Annotated in this window: 22 protein-coding genes; 1 reads left to right on the top strand and 21 read right to left on the bottom strand. The window is 71.4% G+C overall.

Features of this window, described 5'->3' with window-relative positions; genetic code table 11:
• Positions 1-51 precede the first annotated feature (51 nt).
• From lgt to hisI, 11 genes are all read right to left on the bottom strand, one after another.
• Complete coding sequence (gene lgt, locus OG568_RS36160; RefSeq protein WP_329534573.1) at positions 52-1254, bottom strand: prolipoprotein diacylglyceryl transferase; 1203 nt, start codon at positions 1252-1254, stop codon at positions 52-54.
• Between the two features lie 130 nt (positions 1255-1384).
• Positions 1385-2161: a DsbA family protein gene (locus OG568_RS36155; RefSeq protein WP_329534572.1), complete on the bottom strand. Its 777-nt coding sequence runs from the start codon at positions 2159-2161 to the stop codon at positions 1385-1387.
• A gap of 117 nt (positions 2162-2278) precedes the next feature.
• A complete protein-coding gene (gene trpA, locus OG568_RS36150; RefSeq protein ID WP_329369278.1) occupies positions 2279-3094 on the bottom strand; it encodes a tryptophan synthase subunit alpha in 816 nt (271 codons plus the stop codon).
• Complete coding sequence (gene trpB / locus OG568_RS36145; protein WP_329534571.1) at positions 3091-4383, bottom strand: tryptophan synthase subunit beta; 1293 nt, start codon at positions 4381-4383, stop codon at positions 3091-3093. The genes trpA and trpB overlap by 4 nt, the downstream gene beginning before the upstream one ends.
• A 107-nt stretch (positions 4384-4490) precedes the next feature.
• The gene (trpM, locus tag OG568_RS36140; RefSeq protein WP_266421867.1) at positions 4491-4700 is read right to left on the bottom strand and encodes a tryptophan biosynthesis modulator TrpM; all 210 of its coding nucleotides are present in this window, start codon (positions 4698-4700) and stop codon (positions 4491-4493) included.
• A 76-nt stretch (positions 4701-4776) separates the two neighbouring features.
• Positions 4777-5586, bottom strand: coding sequence for an indole-3-glycerol phosphate synthase TrpC (gene trpC / locus OG568_RS36135; protein ID WP_266414977.1), 810 nt, complete (start codon positions 5584-5586; stop codon positions 4777-4779).
• Between the two features lie 167 nt (positions 5587-5753).
• Complete coding sequence (locus tag OG568_RS36130; protein ID WP_329534570.1) at positions 5754-6206, bottom strand: DUF2752 domain-containing protein; 453 nt, start codon at positions 6204-6206, stop codon at positions 5754-5756.
• A gap of 95 nt (positions 6207-6301) precedes the next feature.
• Complete coding sequence (locus tag OG568_RS36125; RefSeq protein WP_266414972.1) at positions 6302-6553, bottom strand: HGxxPAAW family protein; 252 nt, start codon at positions 6551-6553, stop codon at positions 6302-6304.
• 170 nt (positions 6554-6723) lie between these two features.
• Positions 6724-7377: a TIGR02234 family membrane protein gene (locus OG568_RS36120; protein ID WP_266581997.1), complete on the bottom strand. Its 654-nt coding sequence runs from the start codon at positions 7375-7377 to the stop codon at positions 6724-6726.
• 95 nt (positions 7378-7472) lie between these two features.
• Positions 7473-8951, bottom strand: coding sequence for an anthranilate synthase component I (locus tag OG568_RS36115; protein ID WP_266581999.1), 1479 nt, complete (start codon positions 8949-8951; stop codon positions 7473-7475).
• Between the two features lie 11 nt (positions 8952-8962).
• Positions 8963-9391, bottom strand: a complete 429-nt coding sequence (hisI, locus tag OG568_RS36110) for a phosphoribosyl-AMP cyclohydrolase (protein ID WP_329534569.1) — start codon at positions 9389-9391, stop codon at positions 8963-8965.
• Positions 9392-9499: 108 nt separating this feature from the next.
• Between hisI and OG568_RS36105 the strand changes: the two genes are divergently transcribed.
• Positions 9500-10135: a TIGR03085 family metal-binding protein gene (locus tag OG568_RS36105; RefSeq protein WP_060902101.1), complete on the top strand. Its 636-nt coding sequence runs from the start codon at positions 9500-9502 to the stop codon at positions 10133-10135.
• A 9-nt stretch (positions 10136-10144) separates the two neighbouring features.
• On the opposite strand, the gene OG568_RS36100 is transcribed toward OG568_RS36105, so the two are convergent.
• From OG568_RS36100 to hisD, 10 genes are all read right to left on the bottom strand, one after another.
• The gene (locus tag OG568_RS36100; protein ID WP_329534568.1) at positions 10145-11392 is read right to left on the bottom strand and encodes an MFS transporter; all 1248 of its coding nucleotides are present in this window, start codon (positions 11390-11392) and stop codon (positions 10145-10147) included.
• A 14-nt stretch (positions 11393-11406) separates the two neighbouring features.
• A complete protein-coding gene (locus tag OG568_RS36095; RefSeq protein WP_266414960.1) occupies positions 11407-11997 on the bottom strand; it encodes an ArsR/SmtB family transcription factor in 591 nt (196 codons plus the stop codon).
• Positions 11998-12137: 140 nt separating this feature from the next.
• Entirely contained in the window at positions 12138-12893 is a 756-nt protein-coding gene (gene hisF / locus OG568_RS36090; RefSeq protein WP_329369267.1) for an imidazole glycerol phosphate synthase subunit HisF, read from the bottom strand.
• Positions 12890-13303 (bottom strand): RidA family protein, encoded by a 414-nt coding sequence (locus OG568_RS36085; protein WP_266582008.1) that lies wholly within the window; start codon positions 13301-13303, stop codon positions 12890-12892. The genes hisF and OG568_RS36085 overlap by 4 nt, the downstream gene beginning before the upstream one ends.
• Positions 13300-14025, bottom strand: a complete 726-nt coding sequence (gene priA / locus OG568_RS36080) for a bifunctional 1-(5-phosphoribosyl)-5-((5-phosphoribosylamino)methylideneamino)imidazole-4-carboxamide isomerase/phosphoribosylanthranilate isomerase PriA (protein ID WP_266651105.1) — start codon at positions 14023-14025, stop codon at positions 13300-13302. Before priA ends, OG568_RS36085 begins: the two co-directional genes overlap by 4 nt.
• Entirely contained in the window at positions 14022-14669 is a 648-nt protein-coding gene (hisH, locus tag OG568_RS36075; protein ID WP_266582012.1) for an imidazole glycerol phosphate synthase subunit HisH, read from the bottom strand. The genes priA and hisH overlap by 4 nt, the downstream gene beginning before the upstream one ends.
• On the bottom strand, positions 14660-14824 hold the full coding sequence (locus OG568_RS36070; RefSeq protein WP_266414950.1) for a hypothetical protein: 165 nt from the start codon (positions 14822-14824) through the stop codon (positions 14660-14662). The genes hisH and OG568_RS36070 overlap by 10 nt, the downstream gene beginning before the upstream one ends.
• A 4-nt stretch (positions 14825-14828) precedes the next feature.
• Entirely contained in the window at positions 14829-15422 is a 594-nt protein-coding gene (hisB, locus tag OG568_RS36065) for an imidazoleglycerol-phosphate dehydratase HisB (RefSeq protein WP_054217455.1), read from the bottom strand.
• Positions 15419-16525, bottom strand: coding sequence for a histidinol-phosphate transaminase (locus tag OG568_RS36060; protein WP_329534567.1), 1107 nt, complete (start codon positions 16523-16525; stop codon positions 15419-15421). Before OG568_RS36060 ends, hisB begins: the two co-directional genes overlap by 4 nt.
• Positions 16522-17844, bottom strand: a complete 1323-nt coding sequence (gene hisD / locus OG568_RS36055; protein WP_329534566.1) for a histidinol dehydrogenase — start codon at positions 17842-17844, stop codon at positions 16522-16524. The genes OG568_RS36060 and hisD overlap by 4 nt, the downstream gene beginning before the upstream one ends.
• Between the last annotated feature and the right edge of the window lie 80 nt (positions 17845-17924).

The raw sequence follows: 17924 nt of genomic DNA, 5'->3' as shown, positions 1-17924 counted from the left end.
GGGGGCGCCGCGTCCTCGGACGCGGCGCCCCCTTCGACGTACCGGGGGAACTCAGACCTTCTTGGCCGACTCGGCCTCGCCCTTCGCCGACCCCACGGGCTCCTCGGATTCCTCGGATTCCTCGGACTCCTCGGATCCCGAGGGCTTCACGGACTCCGAAGGCTTCACGGACTCCTTGGACTGCGCGGGTTCGTCGGACCCGGTGTCCGTCTTCGCGTCGAGCTTCTTCGCGTCCGGCTTCTTGCCGTCGAGCTTCTTGGCGTCGGACTTCGGGTCGGTCGTCTCGTCGCCCTCGCCGTCAGCCTTGCTGTCGGCCTCGTCGTCAGCCTTGTCGTCGGCCTCGTCGTCAGCCTTGTCGTCGGCCTCGTCGTCAGCCTTGTCGTCGGCCTTGTCGTCGGCCTTCTTGTCGAGGGCGACGCCATCCCCGTCGGGGGTGTCCCCGTCCGGCTCGACGACCTCCTCGCGTCCCGGCCGCAGCCGCGCCGACACCACGATGTAGATCACCGCGAGGAGGAAGACCACCATCGCGGTCCAGTCGTTGAGACGCAGACCCAGGATGTGGTGGGCGTCGTCGACGCGCATGTACTCGATCCAGCCGCGGCCGACGCAGTACGCGGCGACGTACAGAGCGAACGCCCGCCCGTGACCCAGCGTGAAGCGGCGGTCCGCCCAGATGACGAGGAGGCCGACGCCGACGCACCACAGGGACTCGTACAGGAACGTCGGGTGGTAGTACCCCGGCACGCGCCCGTCCGTGGCGGACGTGATGTGCAGCGCCCACGGCACGTCCGTGGCCTTGCCGTACAGCTCCTGGTTGAACCAGTTGCCCCAGCGCCCGATGGCCTGGGCGAAGACGATGCCGGGGGCGAGGGCGTCGGCCCAGGCGGGGAGCGGGATGCCGCGTCGGCGGCAGCCGATCCACGCGCCCACCGCACCGAGCGCGATCGCGCCCCAGATGCCGAGGCCGCCCTGCCACACCTTGAAGGCGTCCACCCAGTCACGGCCGTCGCTGAAGTACAGCTCGTAGTCCGTGATCACGTGATAGAGCCGGCCGCCGACGAGACCGAACGGGACGGCCCAGACCGCGATGTCGGCCACCGTGCCGGGCCGCCCACCCCGGGCGATCCAGCGTTTGTTGCCGAGCCAGACGGCTACGAAGACGCCGATGATGATGCAGAACGCGTAGCCGCGCAGGGGGATGGGGCCGAGGTGCACCACACCGTGCGACGGGCTGGGAATGTAGGCGATATCCATGGCAGGGTCGACGCTACCCTGCCGGACCGGACCCACGGCAAGCAGCCCGGCTACGGGTCCATAACAGGGGCCGCGAGACGAGCCGCCCCCGGCCCGTGTCCGGGCCGGGGGCACAGGGCCGACACCGGGCTCAGGCCTTGTTCTCCGCCTCCACCATCTGCTTGAGCTTCGCGGGCGTCATCGTCTGGTCCTCGTAGATGTTCTTGCCGCCCAGCAGCACGGTCGGCGTGCCCCTGAAACCGCTGTTCTGGAAGGCCGCGTTCGACTTCACGACCCAGCTGTTGTGCGTGCCGTCCTTGACGCACTTCTGGAAGGCGGGGGTGTTCAGCCCGTCGACCTTGCCCGCCAGCTCGATGAGCTTGCCGTCGTTCGAGAAGTCGTCGTTGGCCTCGTTGGGCTGGTTCTCGTACAGCACGTCGTGGTACTGCGTGAACTTTCCGGCGTCCTGGGCACAGGCCGCGGCGTTGGCCGCGTGCCGGGAGCCGCTGCCGCCCCTGCCGTCGTCGATGAGCGTGACCAGGTGGTATTCGACCCTGAGCTTTCCGACGTCCACCAGCTCGTGGATCGTCGGGCGGTACACCGTCTCGAAGGCCTGGCAGGCCGGGCAGCGGAAGTCCTCCCAGACCGTGAGGGTCGACTTGGCGCCGTCCTTGCCGACGGGGATGGCGAGGCCGTCCTTGCCGGTCGCGCCCGAGGGCGACACGGCCGGGCCCGACGTGGCGCTCTTCTTGTCCTTGCCCGAGTTGGCGGCCAGGACGCCCACCACCCCGGCAAGAACCAGGACGCACACCACCGACGCGCCCACGATCAGCGCCCGCCGGCGCTTGTCCGCGGCCTTCTGCTTCTCTCGCTCGACCGCCATCCGCTCGCGGGCGGTGCGCTTTCCGTCACGGTTCTTCTCGCTCACAACCGGCAGAACGAACCGGGGAGGCGCAGCGCGCCTCCCCGGTCCCAGGTCCACCCGTTCGAGTGAGCGGATTGTCCGTTACGCGCGCAACAGGACGCGTACGCGACGGAAGGTGTCTCAGGCCGTGCCGCGCACGCCCTTCGCCAGATCGCCCGCGAGGGCACGTACCGCGTCGAGACCCGCCGCCTCGTCCGCCGCGTCCAGCATCCGCTTGACGAAGGCCGAGCCGACGATCACGCCGTCGGCGAAGCCGGCGACCTCGGCGGCCTGGGTGGCGTTGGAGACGCCGAGCCCGACGCAGACCGGCAGCTCGGTGGTGGCCTTGGTGCGCCGCACCAGGTCCTGGGCCTGGGCGCCCACCGACTCCCGTGTGCCCGTGACGCCCATCAGCGAGGCCGCGTACACGAAGCCACTGCCCGCCGCGGTGATCTCGGCGAGCCGGGCGTCCTTGCTGCTGGGCGCGACGACGAAGACGGTCGCGAGACCGTGCTTCTCCGCGTGCTCACGCCACAGCGCCGACTCCTGGACGGGCAGGTCGGGCAGGATGCAGCCCGCTCCGCCCGCCTCCGCCAGCTCGGCGGTGAAGCGCTCGACGCCGTAGCGGTCGATGGGGTTCCAGTACGTCATGACGAGCACCGGCTTCCCGGTGGCCCCGTGCGCCTCGCGGACCGTGCGCATGACGTCGGCGATCTTGACGCCGCCCTTGAGGGCGATGTCGTCGGCGGTCTGGATGACGGGACCGTCGAGGACGGGGTCACTGTGCGGCAGACCGACCTCGACGATGTCCGCGCCGCCCTCGAAGACGGCCTTGACGGCCGCGATCCCGCCGTCCACCGTCGGGAAGCCGGCCGGCAGATAGGCGATGAGGGCGGAGCGCCCCTCCGCCTTCGCGGCGGCGAGGGTGTCGCTCAACAGCTGGATGTTGCCGCTCACTTGGCGTCCCCCTCGATCTCGGCGGTGTCACTGCCGGCGTCCGGCTCGACGACGGCGTCGGCGGCGGTGTCGTACAGGCCGAAGTAGCGGGCGGCCGTGTCCATGTCCTTGTCGCCGCGCCCGGACAGGTTGACGATGATCAGCCCGTCCTTGCCCAGCTCCCTGCCGACCTCCAGAGCCCCGGCGAGCGCGTGCGCGCTCTCGATCGCCGGGATGATGCCCTCGGTGCGGGAGAGCAGGCGCAGGGCCTGCATGGCCGCGTCGTCGGTGACCGCGCGGTACTCGCCGCGACCACTGTCCTTGAGGTAGGAGTGCTCGGGTCCGATGCCGGGGTAGTCGAGGCCCGCCGAGATGGAGTAGGGCTCGGTGATCTGGCCTTCCTCGTCCTGGAGGACGTACGACCGCGACCCGTGCAGGATGCCGGGTTCGCCGGCGGTCAGGGTCGCGGCGTGCTCCCCGGTCTCCACGCCGTGCCCGGCGGGCTCGCAGCCGATGAGGCGTACGTCCGTGTCCGGGATGAAGGCGTGGAAGAGACCGATGGCGTTGGAGCCGCCGCCGACGCAGGCGATGGCGGCGTCGGGGAGCCGTCCGGCGCGCTCCAGGATCTGCCGCCGGGCCTCGACGCCGATGACGCGGTGGAAGTCGCGGACCATGGCGGGGAAGGGGTGCGGCCCCGCGACGGTCCCGAAGAGGTAGTGGGTGTGGTCGACGTTGGCGACCCAGTCCCGGAAGGCCTCGTTGATGGCGTCCTTGAGGGTGCGGGAGCCGGACTTCACGGCGATGACCTCGGCGCCGAGCATGCGCATGCGGGCCACGTTGAGTGCCTGGCGCTGCGTGTCGATCTCACCCATGTAGATGGTGCACTCGAGGCCGAAGAGAGCGCAGGCGGTGGCGGTGGCCACACCGTGCTGACCTGCGCCGGTCTCGGCGATGACGCGGGTCTTGCCCATCCGCTTGGTGAGGAGGGCCTGACCGAGCACGTTGTTGATCTTGTGGGACCCGGTGTGGTTGAGGTCCTCCCGCTTGAGGAAGACGCGCGCTCCACCGGCGTGTTCGGCGAAGCGGGACACCTCGGTGAGTGAGCTCGGGCGCCCGGTGTAGTGGACGAGCAGGTCGTCGAGCTCGCGGGCGAACTCGGGGTCCGCCTTCGCCTTGTCGTACTCGACGGCGACCTCGTCCACGGCGGCGACCAGCGCCTCCGGGATGAACTTGCCGCCGAACGCGCCGAAGTACCCCTCGGCGGTGGGAATTTGACCCTCGGGGTCGGGAATGAAGAACTCGCTGGGCATGCGGTTACCTCGCAGGGGCGACAGCCCCGGTTACAGGTCGGACTGGGGTCACGTCGGTCGCGCACGCACAGGTCGCCCCGAGGACACCCGGAGTCGGAGCCGTCAGCTCACCGCGAGGTGCGGCGGGCCCGGAGCGGCGCCTGTACGCGTGCGCCGGCGGGCCATCGCATGCCGTTGACCTGGCCCGGTTCGTCACCGATGACATAGCGCACCCGGCGCCCGTGGACGCGACGGGCCGGTGCCCGGCAGCCACGCGGCCGACAGCCGCGGGCGAGGCGCGCGTAGGGATTGCGCGCCCCGGCGGCAGCCGCCCGCACGCACGCCGGTCCCCCGTCGGGGCACTGGCCCGGACGGGTGACGGCGGTGGCGTGGGGCGCGCTGTTCACCGAGGTGTCAGCTCCGTCCGTGGCGCAGCGCGGGGTGGGCCCCGGCCGCGACGAGGTCGGCGACCGCCGTCTTCGGGTCGCGGCCGGTGACGAGGGACTCGCCCACCAGGACCGCGTCGGCGCCGGCGTTGGCGTACGCGATGAGGTCGTGCGGCCCGCGGACGCCGGACTCGGCGACCTTGACGAGGCCGGCCGGGATCTCGGGGGCGACCCGCTCGAAGGTGGTGCGATCCACCTTGAGGGTCTTGAGGTTGCGCGCGTTGACACCGATGACCTTCGCGCCGGCGTCCACCGCCCGCTCGACCTCGTCCTCGTCGTGCACCTCGACGAGCGGCGTGAGTCCGATGGACTCGGCGCGCTCGATGAGGGACTCCAGGGCGGCCTGGTCGAGGGCGGCCACGATCAGCAGCGCGAGGTCGGCGCCGTACGCGCGGGCCTCCCACAGCTGGTACGACGTGACGATGAAGTCCTTGCGGAGCACGGGGATGTCGACCCGGGCGCGGACGGCCTCCAGGTCGGCCAGCGAACCGCCGAAGCGGCGCTGCTCGGTCAGGACCGAGATGACGGCCGCGCCGCCCGCCTCGTAGTCCGCGGCCAGCGCCGCGGGGTCGGCGATCGCTGCGAGCGCGCCCTTGGACGGGCTGGAGCGCTTGACCTCACAGATGACCTTGACACTGTCGCCGCGCAGGGCGGCCACGCCGTCCTTGGCCGCGGGAGCCTTCGCCGCGCGCTCCTTGAGCTCGTCGAGGCTGACGCGCGCCTGCCGCTCCGCGAGGTCGGCACGGACTCCGTCGATGATCTCGTCGAGCACACTCACGCGAGCGGCCCCCTTCCCTGACGGTGAACGGTTGAAGCGGTTGAGCCTGTCGACCCCGGACCGCCGTCGCGACGGTCATGGTGGGTCACTCCGATGGTATCCGGAGGAAGGGCTAGGCCTCACATCCGGTTGACGCCGGTCCCACTACCTGGACGTTTGCCATTTGATCAAGGGTGCAGCCAGCCACCGAAGGGCAGGTTCCGGACAACGGTGAAGACCAGGAGCAACACGCCGACGCTCCACAGGTGCACGGGCCCCAGGTCGATCCGCAGCGGCCGTCCGCGCGCCGAGCGGACCGCCCAGACGGTCCACACCACCGCGAAGACGAAGTAGCCCACGACGGCGAGCGCGTTGTCCGTGAGCGCCGTCGCGAGGTCCCCGTGCACGAGGGCGTGCGCACTGCGCAGACCGCCGCAGCCGGGGCAGTACACGCCCGTGTAGCGCAGCAGCGGGCAGACGGGGTAGTGCCCGGGCTGGTTGGGATCCACGGCCCCGACGAACGCGAAGGCGCCGGCGACGGCCGCGAGCGCCCCCACGGGCACGACCAGGCGCCGCGGCACGAACCGCTCGACGGGCCGGGGCCGCGTCACCCTCTGGGTTTCGGCGTTCACCCGTCGCATTCTGCCCGCCCCGGGCGCGGCGCGCTCGTCACGAACGCGCGAGAGGCGGTCCCGGCAGGAGTTGCCGGGACCGCCTCTCGAGAAGCCCTACGGGGTCAGCTCTCGGCGCCGACGGCCTCACGGACCGGGTGCGCGACCGCCGGGTGCGCGGTCCTTTTCGGCTGGCCGAGGCCCGCCGCGCGCATGGCCATGCCGACGACACCGCCGAGAACGACGATGACCATGCCGGCCCAGAAGCCCAGCGGGTTCGCCATCACCATGAAGGCACCCGCGACGCAGAAACCGATGAAGGCGATGATGACACCGGTCCAGGCGGCCGGGGTGTGACCGTGGCTGCTGCCCGCCATGACTTGCTCCTCGTTGCTGTTTGCGTGTGTGAGTCGGATGCTCACCGTCCATTGTCCCGTACGCACCCTTGTGGCGGGAGCGCGGGGTGGCGCCTAGCGCGTCACATTCTGCACGTCACGACCAAGGTCCCGGGCCATAAGGACCTGGTCGGGTCCGCCCGTTTCCGGACCTAGGTCCCGGCGGGGTCGGGCCCCGTCGGGTCCTCGCCCCGGTCGAGCGCCTTCCAGATGTCCTCGGGCCGGTCGGGGTCGACCGGCCTCGCCTTGCGCGGCCGGGGCGTCCCGTCGCGCTCGTAGCGGCCGGACATCGCGGGCCACAGTCGTCCGTAGCGCAGCGCGAGCAGCCCCGCGAGGAGGATGAGCGCGCCGCCCGCCGCGGCCGCGTAGGGCCAGGCGGTGTGGCTGAGGGCGCTCGCGGTGGCGGCGGTGTCGCCGGAGGCGGCCGCGGCCTTCTCGTCGAGGGCGGAGCTGTCGCTCGCGCCGAGCACCGCCGCCACGACCGTACCCGCGCCGGAGAGCGCGAGCAGGGCGGAGACGAGGAAGCGCCCGGAGCTGCGGACGGCGAAGACGGCGACGAGCGCGGCGAGGCCCACTATGGCGAGCGCCGCGGGCACGCCCGTGACGTCGCTGCCCTTGACGGTCAGCGGGAAGGCGCCGCCGGCCACCGTCGCGGTGCCCTCCGACCAGCTCTGCCGGGTGGAGAGCAGCGCCACGGCCGCGCCGAGGGCGCCGCTGAGCAGGGCGACGGCAAGGCTGCGGCGGCCGGACCCGGCGGGTCCTGCGGCTTCGGATCGGGGGTGCGGTACAGCTGTCACGTACTCCACTATCGCCTGAACCCCGGGCGAACCGTCACCCGGGGTTCACGTGAGCCTCGTCCTATTTCCCGAACTCGTGGGGCCGTACAGGGCCGTACGGGGCCCTACCGGCCGAGCCGGTTGGCCGTGTGCACCGCGCGGAGCACCGCGGCGGCCTTGTTGCGGCACTCGTTGTCCTCGGCGACGGGGTCCGAGTCCGCGACGATTCCGGCGCCCGCCTGGACGTACGCGGTGCCGTCGCGCAGCAGGGCCGTACGGATGGCGATGGCGGTGTCGGAGTCGCCGGCGAAGTCGAGGTAGCCGACGCAGCCGCCGTACAGCCCCCGCCTGGACGGTTCGAGTTCGTCGATGATCTGCATCGCGCGCGGCTTGGGGGCGCCGGAGAGGGTGCCGGCCGGGAAGCAGGCGGTGAGCACGTCGAAGGCCGTACGGCCCGCCGCGACGCGTCCGGTCACGGTGGACACGATGTGCATCACGTGCGAGTAGCGCTCGATGGACATGAAGTCGACGACCTCGACGGAGCCGGGCTCGCAGACCCGCCCCAGGTCGTTGCGCCCCAGGTCGACGAGCATCAGGTGTTCGGCGCGCTCCTTGGGGTCGGCGATCAGCTCGTCGGCGAGGGCCTGGTCCTCCTGGACGGTGGCGCCGCGCGGCCGGGTGCCCGCGATGGGGTGCACCATCGCCTGCCCGTCCTCAACCTTGACCAGGGCCTCGGGAGACGAGCCGACGACGTCGAAGCCGTCGAAGCGGAAGAGGTACATGTACGGGGAGGGATTGGTCGCCCTCAGTACGCGATAGACGTCCAGGGCGCTTGCCGTGCACGGCGTTTCGAAGCGCTGGGAGGGGACGACCTGGAAGGCCTCGCCCGCCCGGATGCGCTCCTTGATGTCCTCGACGGCGTCCTGGAAGTCCGGGCCGCCCCACAGGGCGGTGTACTCGGGCAGTTCGGAGGGCGGGAGCGCGGCGGGCGGCTGGGAGATCGCGCGGGAGAGGTCGGCCTCCATGGCGTCGAGGCGGGCGACCGCGTCCGCGTAGGCCTCGTCGACGCCCGTGTCGAGGTCGTTGTGGTTGATCGCGTTGGCGATCAGCTGGACCGAGCCGTCCCAGTGGTCCATGACCGCGAGATCGCTGGTGAGCAGCATGGTCAGCTCGGGGAGCTTGAGGTCGTCCCGCTCGCCGGGGCCGATCTTCTCCAGGCGGCGCACGATGTCGTAGCCGAGATAGCCGACCATGCCGCCGGTGAAGGGGGGCAGGCCCTCTCCGTGCGGTGTGTGCAGGGCCTCGATGGTGGCGCTCAGAGCGGCCAGCGGGTCGCCGTCGACGGGGACGCCGACGGGCGGGGTGCCGAGCCAGTGGACCTGCCCGTCGCGCTCGGTCAGGGTGGCCTGGCTGCGGACGCCGATGAAGGAGTATCTGGACCAGGAGCGGCCGTTCTCGGCGGACTCCAGGAGGAAGGTGCCGGGGCGCTCGGCGGCCAGCTTGCGGTAGAGCGCGACCGGCGTGTCGCCGTCGGCGAGGAGCTTGCGGCTGACGGGAATGACACGGCGGTCGGTGGCCAGCTTGCGGAACGTCTCGAGGTCCATGGCGGCTGACCTTACTGATCCAGTGCCGGTACGACGCCGGAATCGGCGCCCTGGGTGTGCGCGGAGGCGGCCTCCTCGAGGAGCACGTCCTCGTCGAAGCAGGTGCGGGCGCCCGTGTGGCAGGCGGCGCCCACCTGATCCACCTGGACCAGGAGTGTGTCGGCGTCGCAGTCGAGGGCCACGGACTTCACCCACTGGAAGTGGCCGGAGGTGTCGCCCTTCACCCAGTACTCCCGGCGGCTGCGCGACCAGTACGTGCAGCGGCCCGTGGTGAGCGTGCGATGCAGCGCCTCGTCGTCCATCCAGCCGAGCATCAGCACCTCACCGGTGTCGTACTGCTGGGCGATGGCCGGGACGAGTCCGTCCGTGCTGCGCTTGAGGCGCGCGGCGATCTCGGGATCCAGGCTGCTGGGGCTGCTGGGCGGGGGCGTGCTGGTCATGCCGACCATTGTGCCGCGCCCGTGGGACGCATCTCGCCGGTTGTCCACAGGCCGGACGCGCGCGGCGACGGGTGGGCGGACTCCTGGGGCGGCCGTAGGCTTGCTGGCATGTCGACCCATGCCAAGCGTGAACGACTTCTCCTCGCCGACCTGTTGGAGGCCGAGGGCCCGGACGCCCCGACCCTGTGCGAGGGCTGGAACACCCGTGATCTCGCCGCGCACGTGGTGGTGCGCGAGCGCCGCGCGGACGCCGCGGGCGGGCTGCTGCTCAAGCAGCTCGCGCCCCGTCTGGAACGGGTGCAGGCGGAGTTCGCCGAGAAGCCGTACGAGGAGCTGATCCAGCTGATCCGTACGGGCCCGCCGCGCTTCTCGCCCTTCGCGCTGAAGCAGATCGACGAGGCGTCGAACACGGTCGAGTTCTACGTCCACACCGAGGACGTGCGGCGGGCCCAGCCGGACTGGACGCCGCGCCCGCTGGACCCGGTCTTCCAGGACGCCCTGTGGTCCCGTCTGGAGCGCACCGCCCGCCTCGCCGGCCGTGGCGCCCCGACCGGCCTGGTGCTGCGCCGCCCGGACGGCCAGACGGCGGTCGCCCACCGGGGCACCCCGGTCGTGACGGTGACCGGCGAGCCCTCGGAGCTGCTGATGTTCGCCCTCGGCCGGCAGAAGACGGCCGACGTGGAGCTGGAGGGCGACAAGGACGCGATCGCGAAACTGAGCGAGACGAAGCAACTGGGTCTCTGAGCGGCCTGCTCAGCGCGGTAGCTCGGCGCGGCGCAGGTCGCGGACGCACAGCGCGAGGACCCCGCCGAGGCCGCAGACCGCGGCGCTGGCCACGAAGACCGGTCCGGTGCCCCACCAGCCGATCGCGGCGGCGGCCACCGGCATGCTCAGCGGGGCGAGACCGAGGCTGACGAGGCCCGCGACGGCGGTGACGCGGCCCAGGTAGGCGGGGTCCGCGTGGGTCTGCAGCAGGGCGCCGCACAAGGCTCCGCCGAGCCCCGCGAGCAGCCCCACGAGCACGGCGACACCGACAGCCGCGGCGGCACTCGGCGCATAGGCGAGCGCGCCGATCGCGACCGAGCCCCCCAGGATCGCCACCCCGGCCAGACGTCCCGCGTGCGGCAGGTGCCCGCGCACGGTCAGCAACAGCGCGGCGGCCCCCGCACCGGTCCCGAACCCGGCGACCACCCAGCCCATCCCGGCGGAGCCCCAACCGCGCTGGTCGGCCAGCAGGGTCAGGCCCACGTTGAGCGGCCCGGCGAAGCCGAAGTCGCCGAGGGCGATGGCGGCGATGAGCGGGGCGAGGACGCGGTGCCGCCTGATGTAGCCGAGGCCGTCACGGAGGTCCCGCCGAGCGGGGCGCTCCGCGGCCTTGTCGTCGGTGGGCAGTTCCCTCATCCGTACGGAGATCAGCAGCGGCACGGACACGGCGATCAGCACGCCCGCCAGGCCGAACGCCGTCGCCGAGCCGCCGAGCGCCACGGCGAGGCCGCCGAGCGGCGCCCCGACGACATTGGCGAAGCGGCTCGCGAGGCCCCGCATGCCCTGGACGCGGGCGAGCTGTCCATGGCTGGTGACACGAACCGGGAGTGCGCCCACGGCGGGCATGAAGACGGCGTCGACGGTGCCGAAGACGACGGCGAGCAACGCCAGCAGCCACAGCCCGGGACCGGCCCCGAACAGCAGTGCGGCCACCGCGAGGACGGCCGCGCAGCGCACGGCGTCGCTGCCGATGACGACCTTCCGCGGCCCGAACCGGTCGGCGACCACTCCCCCGCCCAGCATCAACAGGGCCCGCGGCACGGCGCTCACGGCCATCACGAGCCCGGCCTGCGAGGGCGTTCCGGCCTGGACGGCGGCCCAGGACAGCGCGAGGTAGTAGACGTTGTCGCCGATCATCGACGAGGTGTAGGCGCCGAGCCAGCGCAGCACGTTGCCGTCACGGTGGGCCGGACGGTCGGTCTCTGCGGGGGCGGATCCTATGACGGTCGCGGTCACTGAAGTACGTCCTCTCAGGGGCGGAACGGGAAGCCGTACACATGCAGCGCCACGTTCTCGCGGCCTTCTGTGGCACCGGCCGCCTCATCGGCGCGGCCCTTCTCCTCGTACTTCTTGATGAGAGCCATCAGCTCCGCGCCGAGCTCGGACAGTTCTGTCGCCGTCAGTCGCAGCAGGGACTCGTTGTCCGGAGCGGCGGTATTCCACTCGGGGGCCCAGGTGGGACGCTCGTCGAGGTAGCGCCGGTACATGTCGCTGCGCTGCTCGTGGAAGAGCCGGGTGGCCGCCAGATGCGCGGCCCTCTTCTCGGGCGCGTCCCGGAAGTCCTCGTCGTGGATGCTCACGCCCTCCGAGGCGGGCTGCCACCAGCGCTCGCGGCCGTCCTCGCTGCGGGGCTCGGCCTCCTCGATCAGCCCGTGCTCGGCGAGCTTGCGCAGGTGGTAGCTGACCAGCGAGGGGGCCTCGTCGACCTGGTCGGCCAGCTGGGACGCGGTCGCGGTCCTGGCTACGTACAGGGCCCGGTACAGCTTCATCCGCAGCGGATGGGCTATCGCCTTGAGCGTGCCCATGTCCGCGATGCGACGGAGGTTCTCCTTCTCTGCCATGAGCTCACCGTAGATACGAAAGAAAAATTGCACAATATATTTTGCGCAACTTATCTTTCACATCTGCCCCGAAGTGAGCCCCGGCCACTCAGTGACCGGGGCTCGGGGCGCGGGCGCCGTCAGGCGTCAGGCATCAGGCGTCAGCGGACGGGGCGGCCCGCCGCCCGGAGCGTCTCCTTCACCTGGCCGATCCGCAGGTCCCCGAAGTGGAAGACGGACGCGGCGAGCACCGCGTCGGCGCCCGCCGCGACGGCGGGCGGGAAGTCGGCCAGCCGGCCCGCGCCACCGCTGGCGATGAGCGGCACGGTGACGTGCCTGCGGACGGCCTCGATCATCTCGATGTCGTAGCCGTCCTTCGTGCCGTCCGCGTCCATCGAGTTGAGCAGGATCTCGCCCGCGCCCAGCTCGGCGGCCTGGTGCGCCCACTCGACCGCGTCGATCCCGGTGCCCTTGCGCCCGCCGTGGGTGGTGACCTCGAAGGTCCCCCCAGGAGTGCGCCGGGCGTCCACCGACAGCACCAGCACCTGCCGCCCGAACCGCTCCGCGATCTCCCTGATGAGCTCGGGCCGGGCGATCGCGGCCGTGTTGACCCCGACCTTGTCGGCGCCCGCCCGCAGCAGCTTGTCGACGTCCTCGGCCGTGCGCACGCCGCCGCCCACGGTGAGCGGGATGAAGACCTGCTCGGCCGTGCGGCGCACCACGTCGTAGGTGGTCTCCCGGTTGCCCGAGGACGCGGTGATGTCCAGGAACGTCAGCTCGTCGGCGCCCTCGGCGTCGTACACCTTGGCCATCTCGACGGGGTCGCCCGCGTCGCGCAGGTTCTGGAAGTTGACGCCCTTGACGACCCGGCCGTTGTCCACGTCCAGGCAGGGGATGACTCGTACGGCGAGGGTCATGCTGCGGACACTCCCGGTTCTCCGCTGGGGCGGAACGCCTCCACCTCGACCTCGACGACCAGACTGGGGTCCACGAAGCCGGAGACGATGATCATGGATGCGGCGGGCCGGACGGCGTCGAACAGCTCTTTGTGAGCGCGCCCGACGTCGTCCACGTCCCGGGCATGGGTGACGTACATGCGTGTCCGTACCACGTCGTCCCGGCCCAGACCCAGCTGCTCCAGCGCCGCGAACGCGACGTTGAACGCGTTGATCGCCTGCTCGTACGGGCCGCCCCCGGCGATCTCGCCGTCCACTATCGACGTGCAGCCGGCGACCAGCACCAGGCCGTTCGGCAGCTCCACCGCGCGGGAGTAGCCGAAGGCGTCCTCCCAGGGCGCGCCGGTCGTGACGCGTCGTACGTCGCTCACTTGGCTACCGCCTCCAGGGCCTCTTCCAGGGTGAACGCCTTGGCGTAGAGGGCCTTGCCGACGATGGAGCCCTCGACGCCCAGCGGCACGAGCTCGGCGATGGCGCGCAGGTCGTCCAGGGACGAGACCCCGCCCGAGGCGACGACCGGGCGGTCCGTCGCGGCGCACACATTGCGCAGCAGCTCCAGGTTCGGGCCCTGCAGCGTGCCGTCCTTGGCGATGTCCGTGACCACGTAGCGCGCGCAGCCCTCGGAGTCGAGGCGCTCCAGCGTCTCGTAGAGGTCGCCGCCGTCGCGGGTCCAGCCGCGGCCGCGCAGCGTCGTACCGCGTACGTCGAGACCGACCGCGATCTTGTCGCCGTGCTCGGCGATGACCTTGGCGACCCACTCCGGACTCTCCAGGGCGGCGGTGCCGAGGTTCACCCGGGTGCAGCCGGTGGCGAGGGCGGCGGCGAGCGTGTCGTCGTCGCGGATGCCGCCGGACAGTTCGACCTTGATGTCCATGGCGCCGGCGACCTCGGCGATCAGCTTGCGGTTGTCGCCGGTGCCGAACGCGGCGTCCAGGTCGACGAGGTGCAGCCACTCGGCGCCCGAGCGCTGCCAGGCGAGGGCGGCCTCGAGGGGGGAGCCGTAAGAAGTTTCCGTCCCGGACTCGCCGTGCACGAGCCGGACGGCCTGGCCGTCGCGGACGTCGACGGCGGGGAGGAGTTCGAGCTTGCTCACAGTGTTCCGATCCAGTTGGTGAGGAGCTGGGCTCCGGCGTCGCCGGACTTCTCGGGGTGGAACTGCGTGGCCCACAGGGGGCCGTTCTCGACGGCCGCCACGAAGGGCTTGCCGTGCGTCGACCAGGTCACCAGGGGTGCGCGCAGTGCCGGGTTGGCGACTTCCAGGGACCAGTCGTGGACGGCGTAGGAGTGCACGAAGTAGAAGCGCGCGTCGGCGTCGAGTCCGGCGAAGAGCTGTGAGCCGGCGGGGGCCTCGACCGTGTTCCAGCCCATGTGGGGCACAATGTCGGCCTGGAGCGGTTCGACCGTGCCGGGCCACTCGTCGAGGCCCTCGGTCTCCACGCCGTGCTCGATGCCGCGCTCGAAGAGGATCTGCATGCCGACGCAGATGCCCATCACCGGGCGGCCGCCGGACAGGCGGCGGCCGATGATCCAGTCGCCGCGGGCGTCCTTGAGGCCCTTCATACAGGCGGCGAAGGCGCCGACGCCGGGCACCAGCAGCCCGTCCGCGTTCATGGCCTTGTCGAAGTCGCGCGTGATCTCGACCTCGGCACCCGCGCGTGCGAGGGCACGCTCGGCGGAGCGCACGTTCCCGAAGCCGTAGTCGAAGACGACGACCTTCTTAGGAGCGGTCAATTCCACACCTCCAGCCTCATGACGCCCGCGACCAGACACATCGCGGCGCCGAAGGAGAGCAGCACGATGAGGCTCGCGGGCATCTTCTGCTTGACGAAGGAGTAGACGCCGCCCAGGAGGAAGAGCCCGACGACGATCAGCATGGAGTTGAGACCTGTCATGGCTTTACAGAGCGCCCTTCGTGGAGGGGAGGATGCCGGCGGCGCGCGGGTCGCGCTCGGAGGCGTAGCGCAGCGCCCGGGCGAGCGCCTTGAACTGGCACTCCACGATGTGGTGCGCGTTGCGACCGTAGGGCACGTGCACGTGCAGTGCGATCTGGGCCTGGGCGACGAAGGACTCCAGGATGTGCCGGGTCATCGTCGTGTCGTACTCGCCGATCATCGGCGCCATGTTCTCGGGCTCGGTGTGCACGAGGTAGGGGCGGCCCGACAGGTCGACCGTCACCTGGGCGAGGGACTCGTCCAGGGGGACCGTGCAGTTGCCGAAGCGGTAGATCCCGACCTTGTCGCCGAGTGCCTGCTTGAAGGCGGCGCCGAGCGCGAGGGCGGTGTCCTCGATGGTGTGGTGCGAGTCGATGTGCAGGTCGCCCTCGGTCTTCACGGTCAGGTCGAACAGACCGTGCCGGCCGAGCTGGTCGAGCATGTGGTCGTAGAAGCCCACGCCCGTCGACACCTCGACCTTGCCGGACCCGTCGAGATCTATCTCGACGAGGACCGACGTCTCCTTGGTCGTCCGCTCCACTCTTCCGACGCGGCTCATGCGCTCTGCTCCTTCTTCAACTCACGGACCGCGTCCAGGAACGCGTCGTTTTCGGCCGGGGTGCCGGCGGAGACCCGCAGCCATCCCGGTACGCCGTTGTCCCGGACCAGGACGCCCCGGTCGAGGATCTTCTGCCAGGCCTCGTGGGAGTCCGCGAATCGCCCGAACTGGACGAAGTTCGCGTCGGACTCGGTCACGTCGTACCCGATCGCACGCAGCTCGGCGACCAGCCGGTCCCGCTCGGCCTTCAGCTGCTCCACGTACCCGAGCAGCGTGTCGGTGTGCTCCAGCGCGGCCAGGGCGGTGGCCTGCGCGACGGCCGACAGGTGGTAGGGCAGCCGTACGAGCTGGACCGCGTCCACGACCGCGGGGTGCGCGGCGAGATAGCCGAGGCGCAGTCCGGCCGCGCCGAACGCCTTCGACATCGTCCGCGAGACGACGAGATTCGGCCGCCCCTCGATCAGCGGCAGCAGCGAGTCGCCGTGGCTGAACTCGATGTACGCCTCGTCGACCACGACCATGGACGGCCTGGCGGCCTGCGCGGCCTCGTACAGCGCGAGGACCGTCTCACGCGGCACCGCGTTGCCCGTGGGGTTGTTGGGGGTGGTGATGAAGACGACGTCCGGGCGGCTCTCGGTGATGGCCCGGGTGGCGGCCGCCAGGTCGATCGTGAAGTCCTCGTTGCGGGGACCCGAGATCCAGGCCGTGCCGGTGCCGCGTGCGATGAGCGCGTGCATCGAGTACGAGGGCTCGAAGCCGATCGCCGTACGGCCGGGTCCTCCGAAGGTCTGCAGCAGCTGCTGGATGACCTCGTTCGAGCCGTTGGCCGCCCAGACGTTCTCGACGCCGACCCGGTGCCCGCCGGTCCTCGTCAGGTACTTGGCCAGCTCGGTGCGCAGCTCCACCGCGTCCCGGTCGGGGTAGCGGTTGAGGTTGCGGGCGGCCTCGCGGACCCGCTCGACGATCCGCTCGACGAGCGGTTCGGGCAGCGGGTACGGGTTCTCGTTGGTGTTCAGCCTTACGGGCACGTCGAGTTGGGGCGCACCGTAGGGGGACTTGCCGCGCAGCTCGTCCCGTACGGGAAGATCGTCGATACCGGTCACTTGCTCTCTGGAACCTTCCACCCGAAACGAGCCTTGATCGCCGCCCCGTGGGCCGGCAGGTCCTCCGCCTCCGCGAGCGTCACCACGTGGTGCGCCACCTCGGCGAGGGCGTCGCGCGTGTAGTCCACGATGTGGATGCCGCGCAGGAAGGACTGGACGCTCAGCCCCGAGGAGTGGCAGGCGCAGCCGCCGGTGGGCAGCACGTGGTTGGAGCCCGCGCAGTAGTCGCCCAGCGACACCGGCGCCCAGGCGCCGACGAAGATCGCGCCCGCGTTCTTCACCCGGTCGGCGACGGCGGCCGCGTCCGCCGTCTGGATCTCCAGGTGCTCGGCACCGTACGCGTCGACGACCCGCAGGCCCTCGTCCACGCCGTCGACGAGAACGATCGCCGACTGCCTGCCGCTGAGCGCCGGGACGATCCGGTCCTCGATGTGCTTGGTGGCCGCGACCTGCGGCTCCAGCTCCTTCTCGACCGCCTCCGCCAGCTCGGCGGAGTCCGTGACGAGGACGGCGGCGGCGAGCGGGTCGTGCTCGGCCTGGCTGATCAGGTCGGCGGCCACGTGCACCGGGTCGGCGGTCTCGTCCGCGAGGATCGCGATCTCGGTGGGACCGGCCTCGGTGTCGATGCCGATCTTGCCGGTGAAGTAGCGCTTGGCGGCGGCGACCCAGATGTTGCCGGGGCCGGTGACCATGTCGGCGGGCGGGCAGGACTCCGTGCCGTACGCGAACATCGCGACGGCGGTCGCGCCACCGGCCGCGTACACCTCGTCGACGCCGAGCAGCGCGCAGGCGGCGAGGATCGTCGGGTGCGGCAGGCCGCCGAAATCGGCCTGCGCGGGGGAGGCGAGGGCGATCGACTCGACGCCCGCCTCCTGTGCCGGGACCACGTTCATGATCACGGACGAGGGGTAGACGGAGCGGCCGCCGGGCGCGTACAGCCCCACCCGACCGACCGGCACCCACTTCTCGGTGACCGAGCCGCCCGGCGCGACCCGGGTGGTGTGCGCGGCGCGGCGCTGCTCGCGGTGGACCAGGCGGGCGCGGCGGATGGACTCCTCCAGGGCCGCGCGCACGGCCGGGTCGAGCTGCTCCAGGGCGGCGGCGAGGGCCTGGGCCGGAACCCGCACGGATTCCAGCCGCACCCCGTCGAACTTCTCCGCGTAGTCGATCAGCGCCGCGTCCCCCCGATGATGCACGGCCTCGCAGATCGGACGCACCTTCTCCAGGGCGGCCTGTACGTCGAAGTCGGCTCGGGGCAGCAGGTCGCGCAGGGCGGAGCCCTCGGGGAGGGCGTCGCCGCGCAGATCGATTCGGGCCATACGAAGAGATTGCAGCACGGTGCCAATTCTCTCAGACGGCGATAAGGCGCCGGACGCCTGTATCAATGGCTGATACAAGC

Origin of the sequence: Streptomyces sp. NBC_01450 (assembly GCF_036227505.1) — a bacterium.
GTDB lineage: Bacteria > Actinomycetota > Actinomycetes > Streptomycetales > Streptomycetaceae > Streptomyces.
Note: the sequence above shows the minus strand (reverse complement) of the source record. Positions and strands in the feature narration are given on the sequence as shown.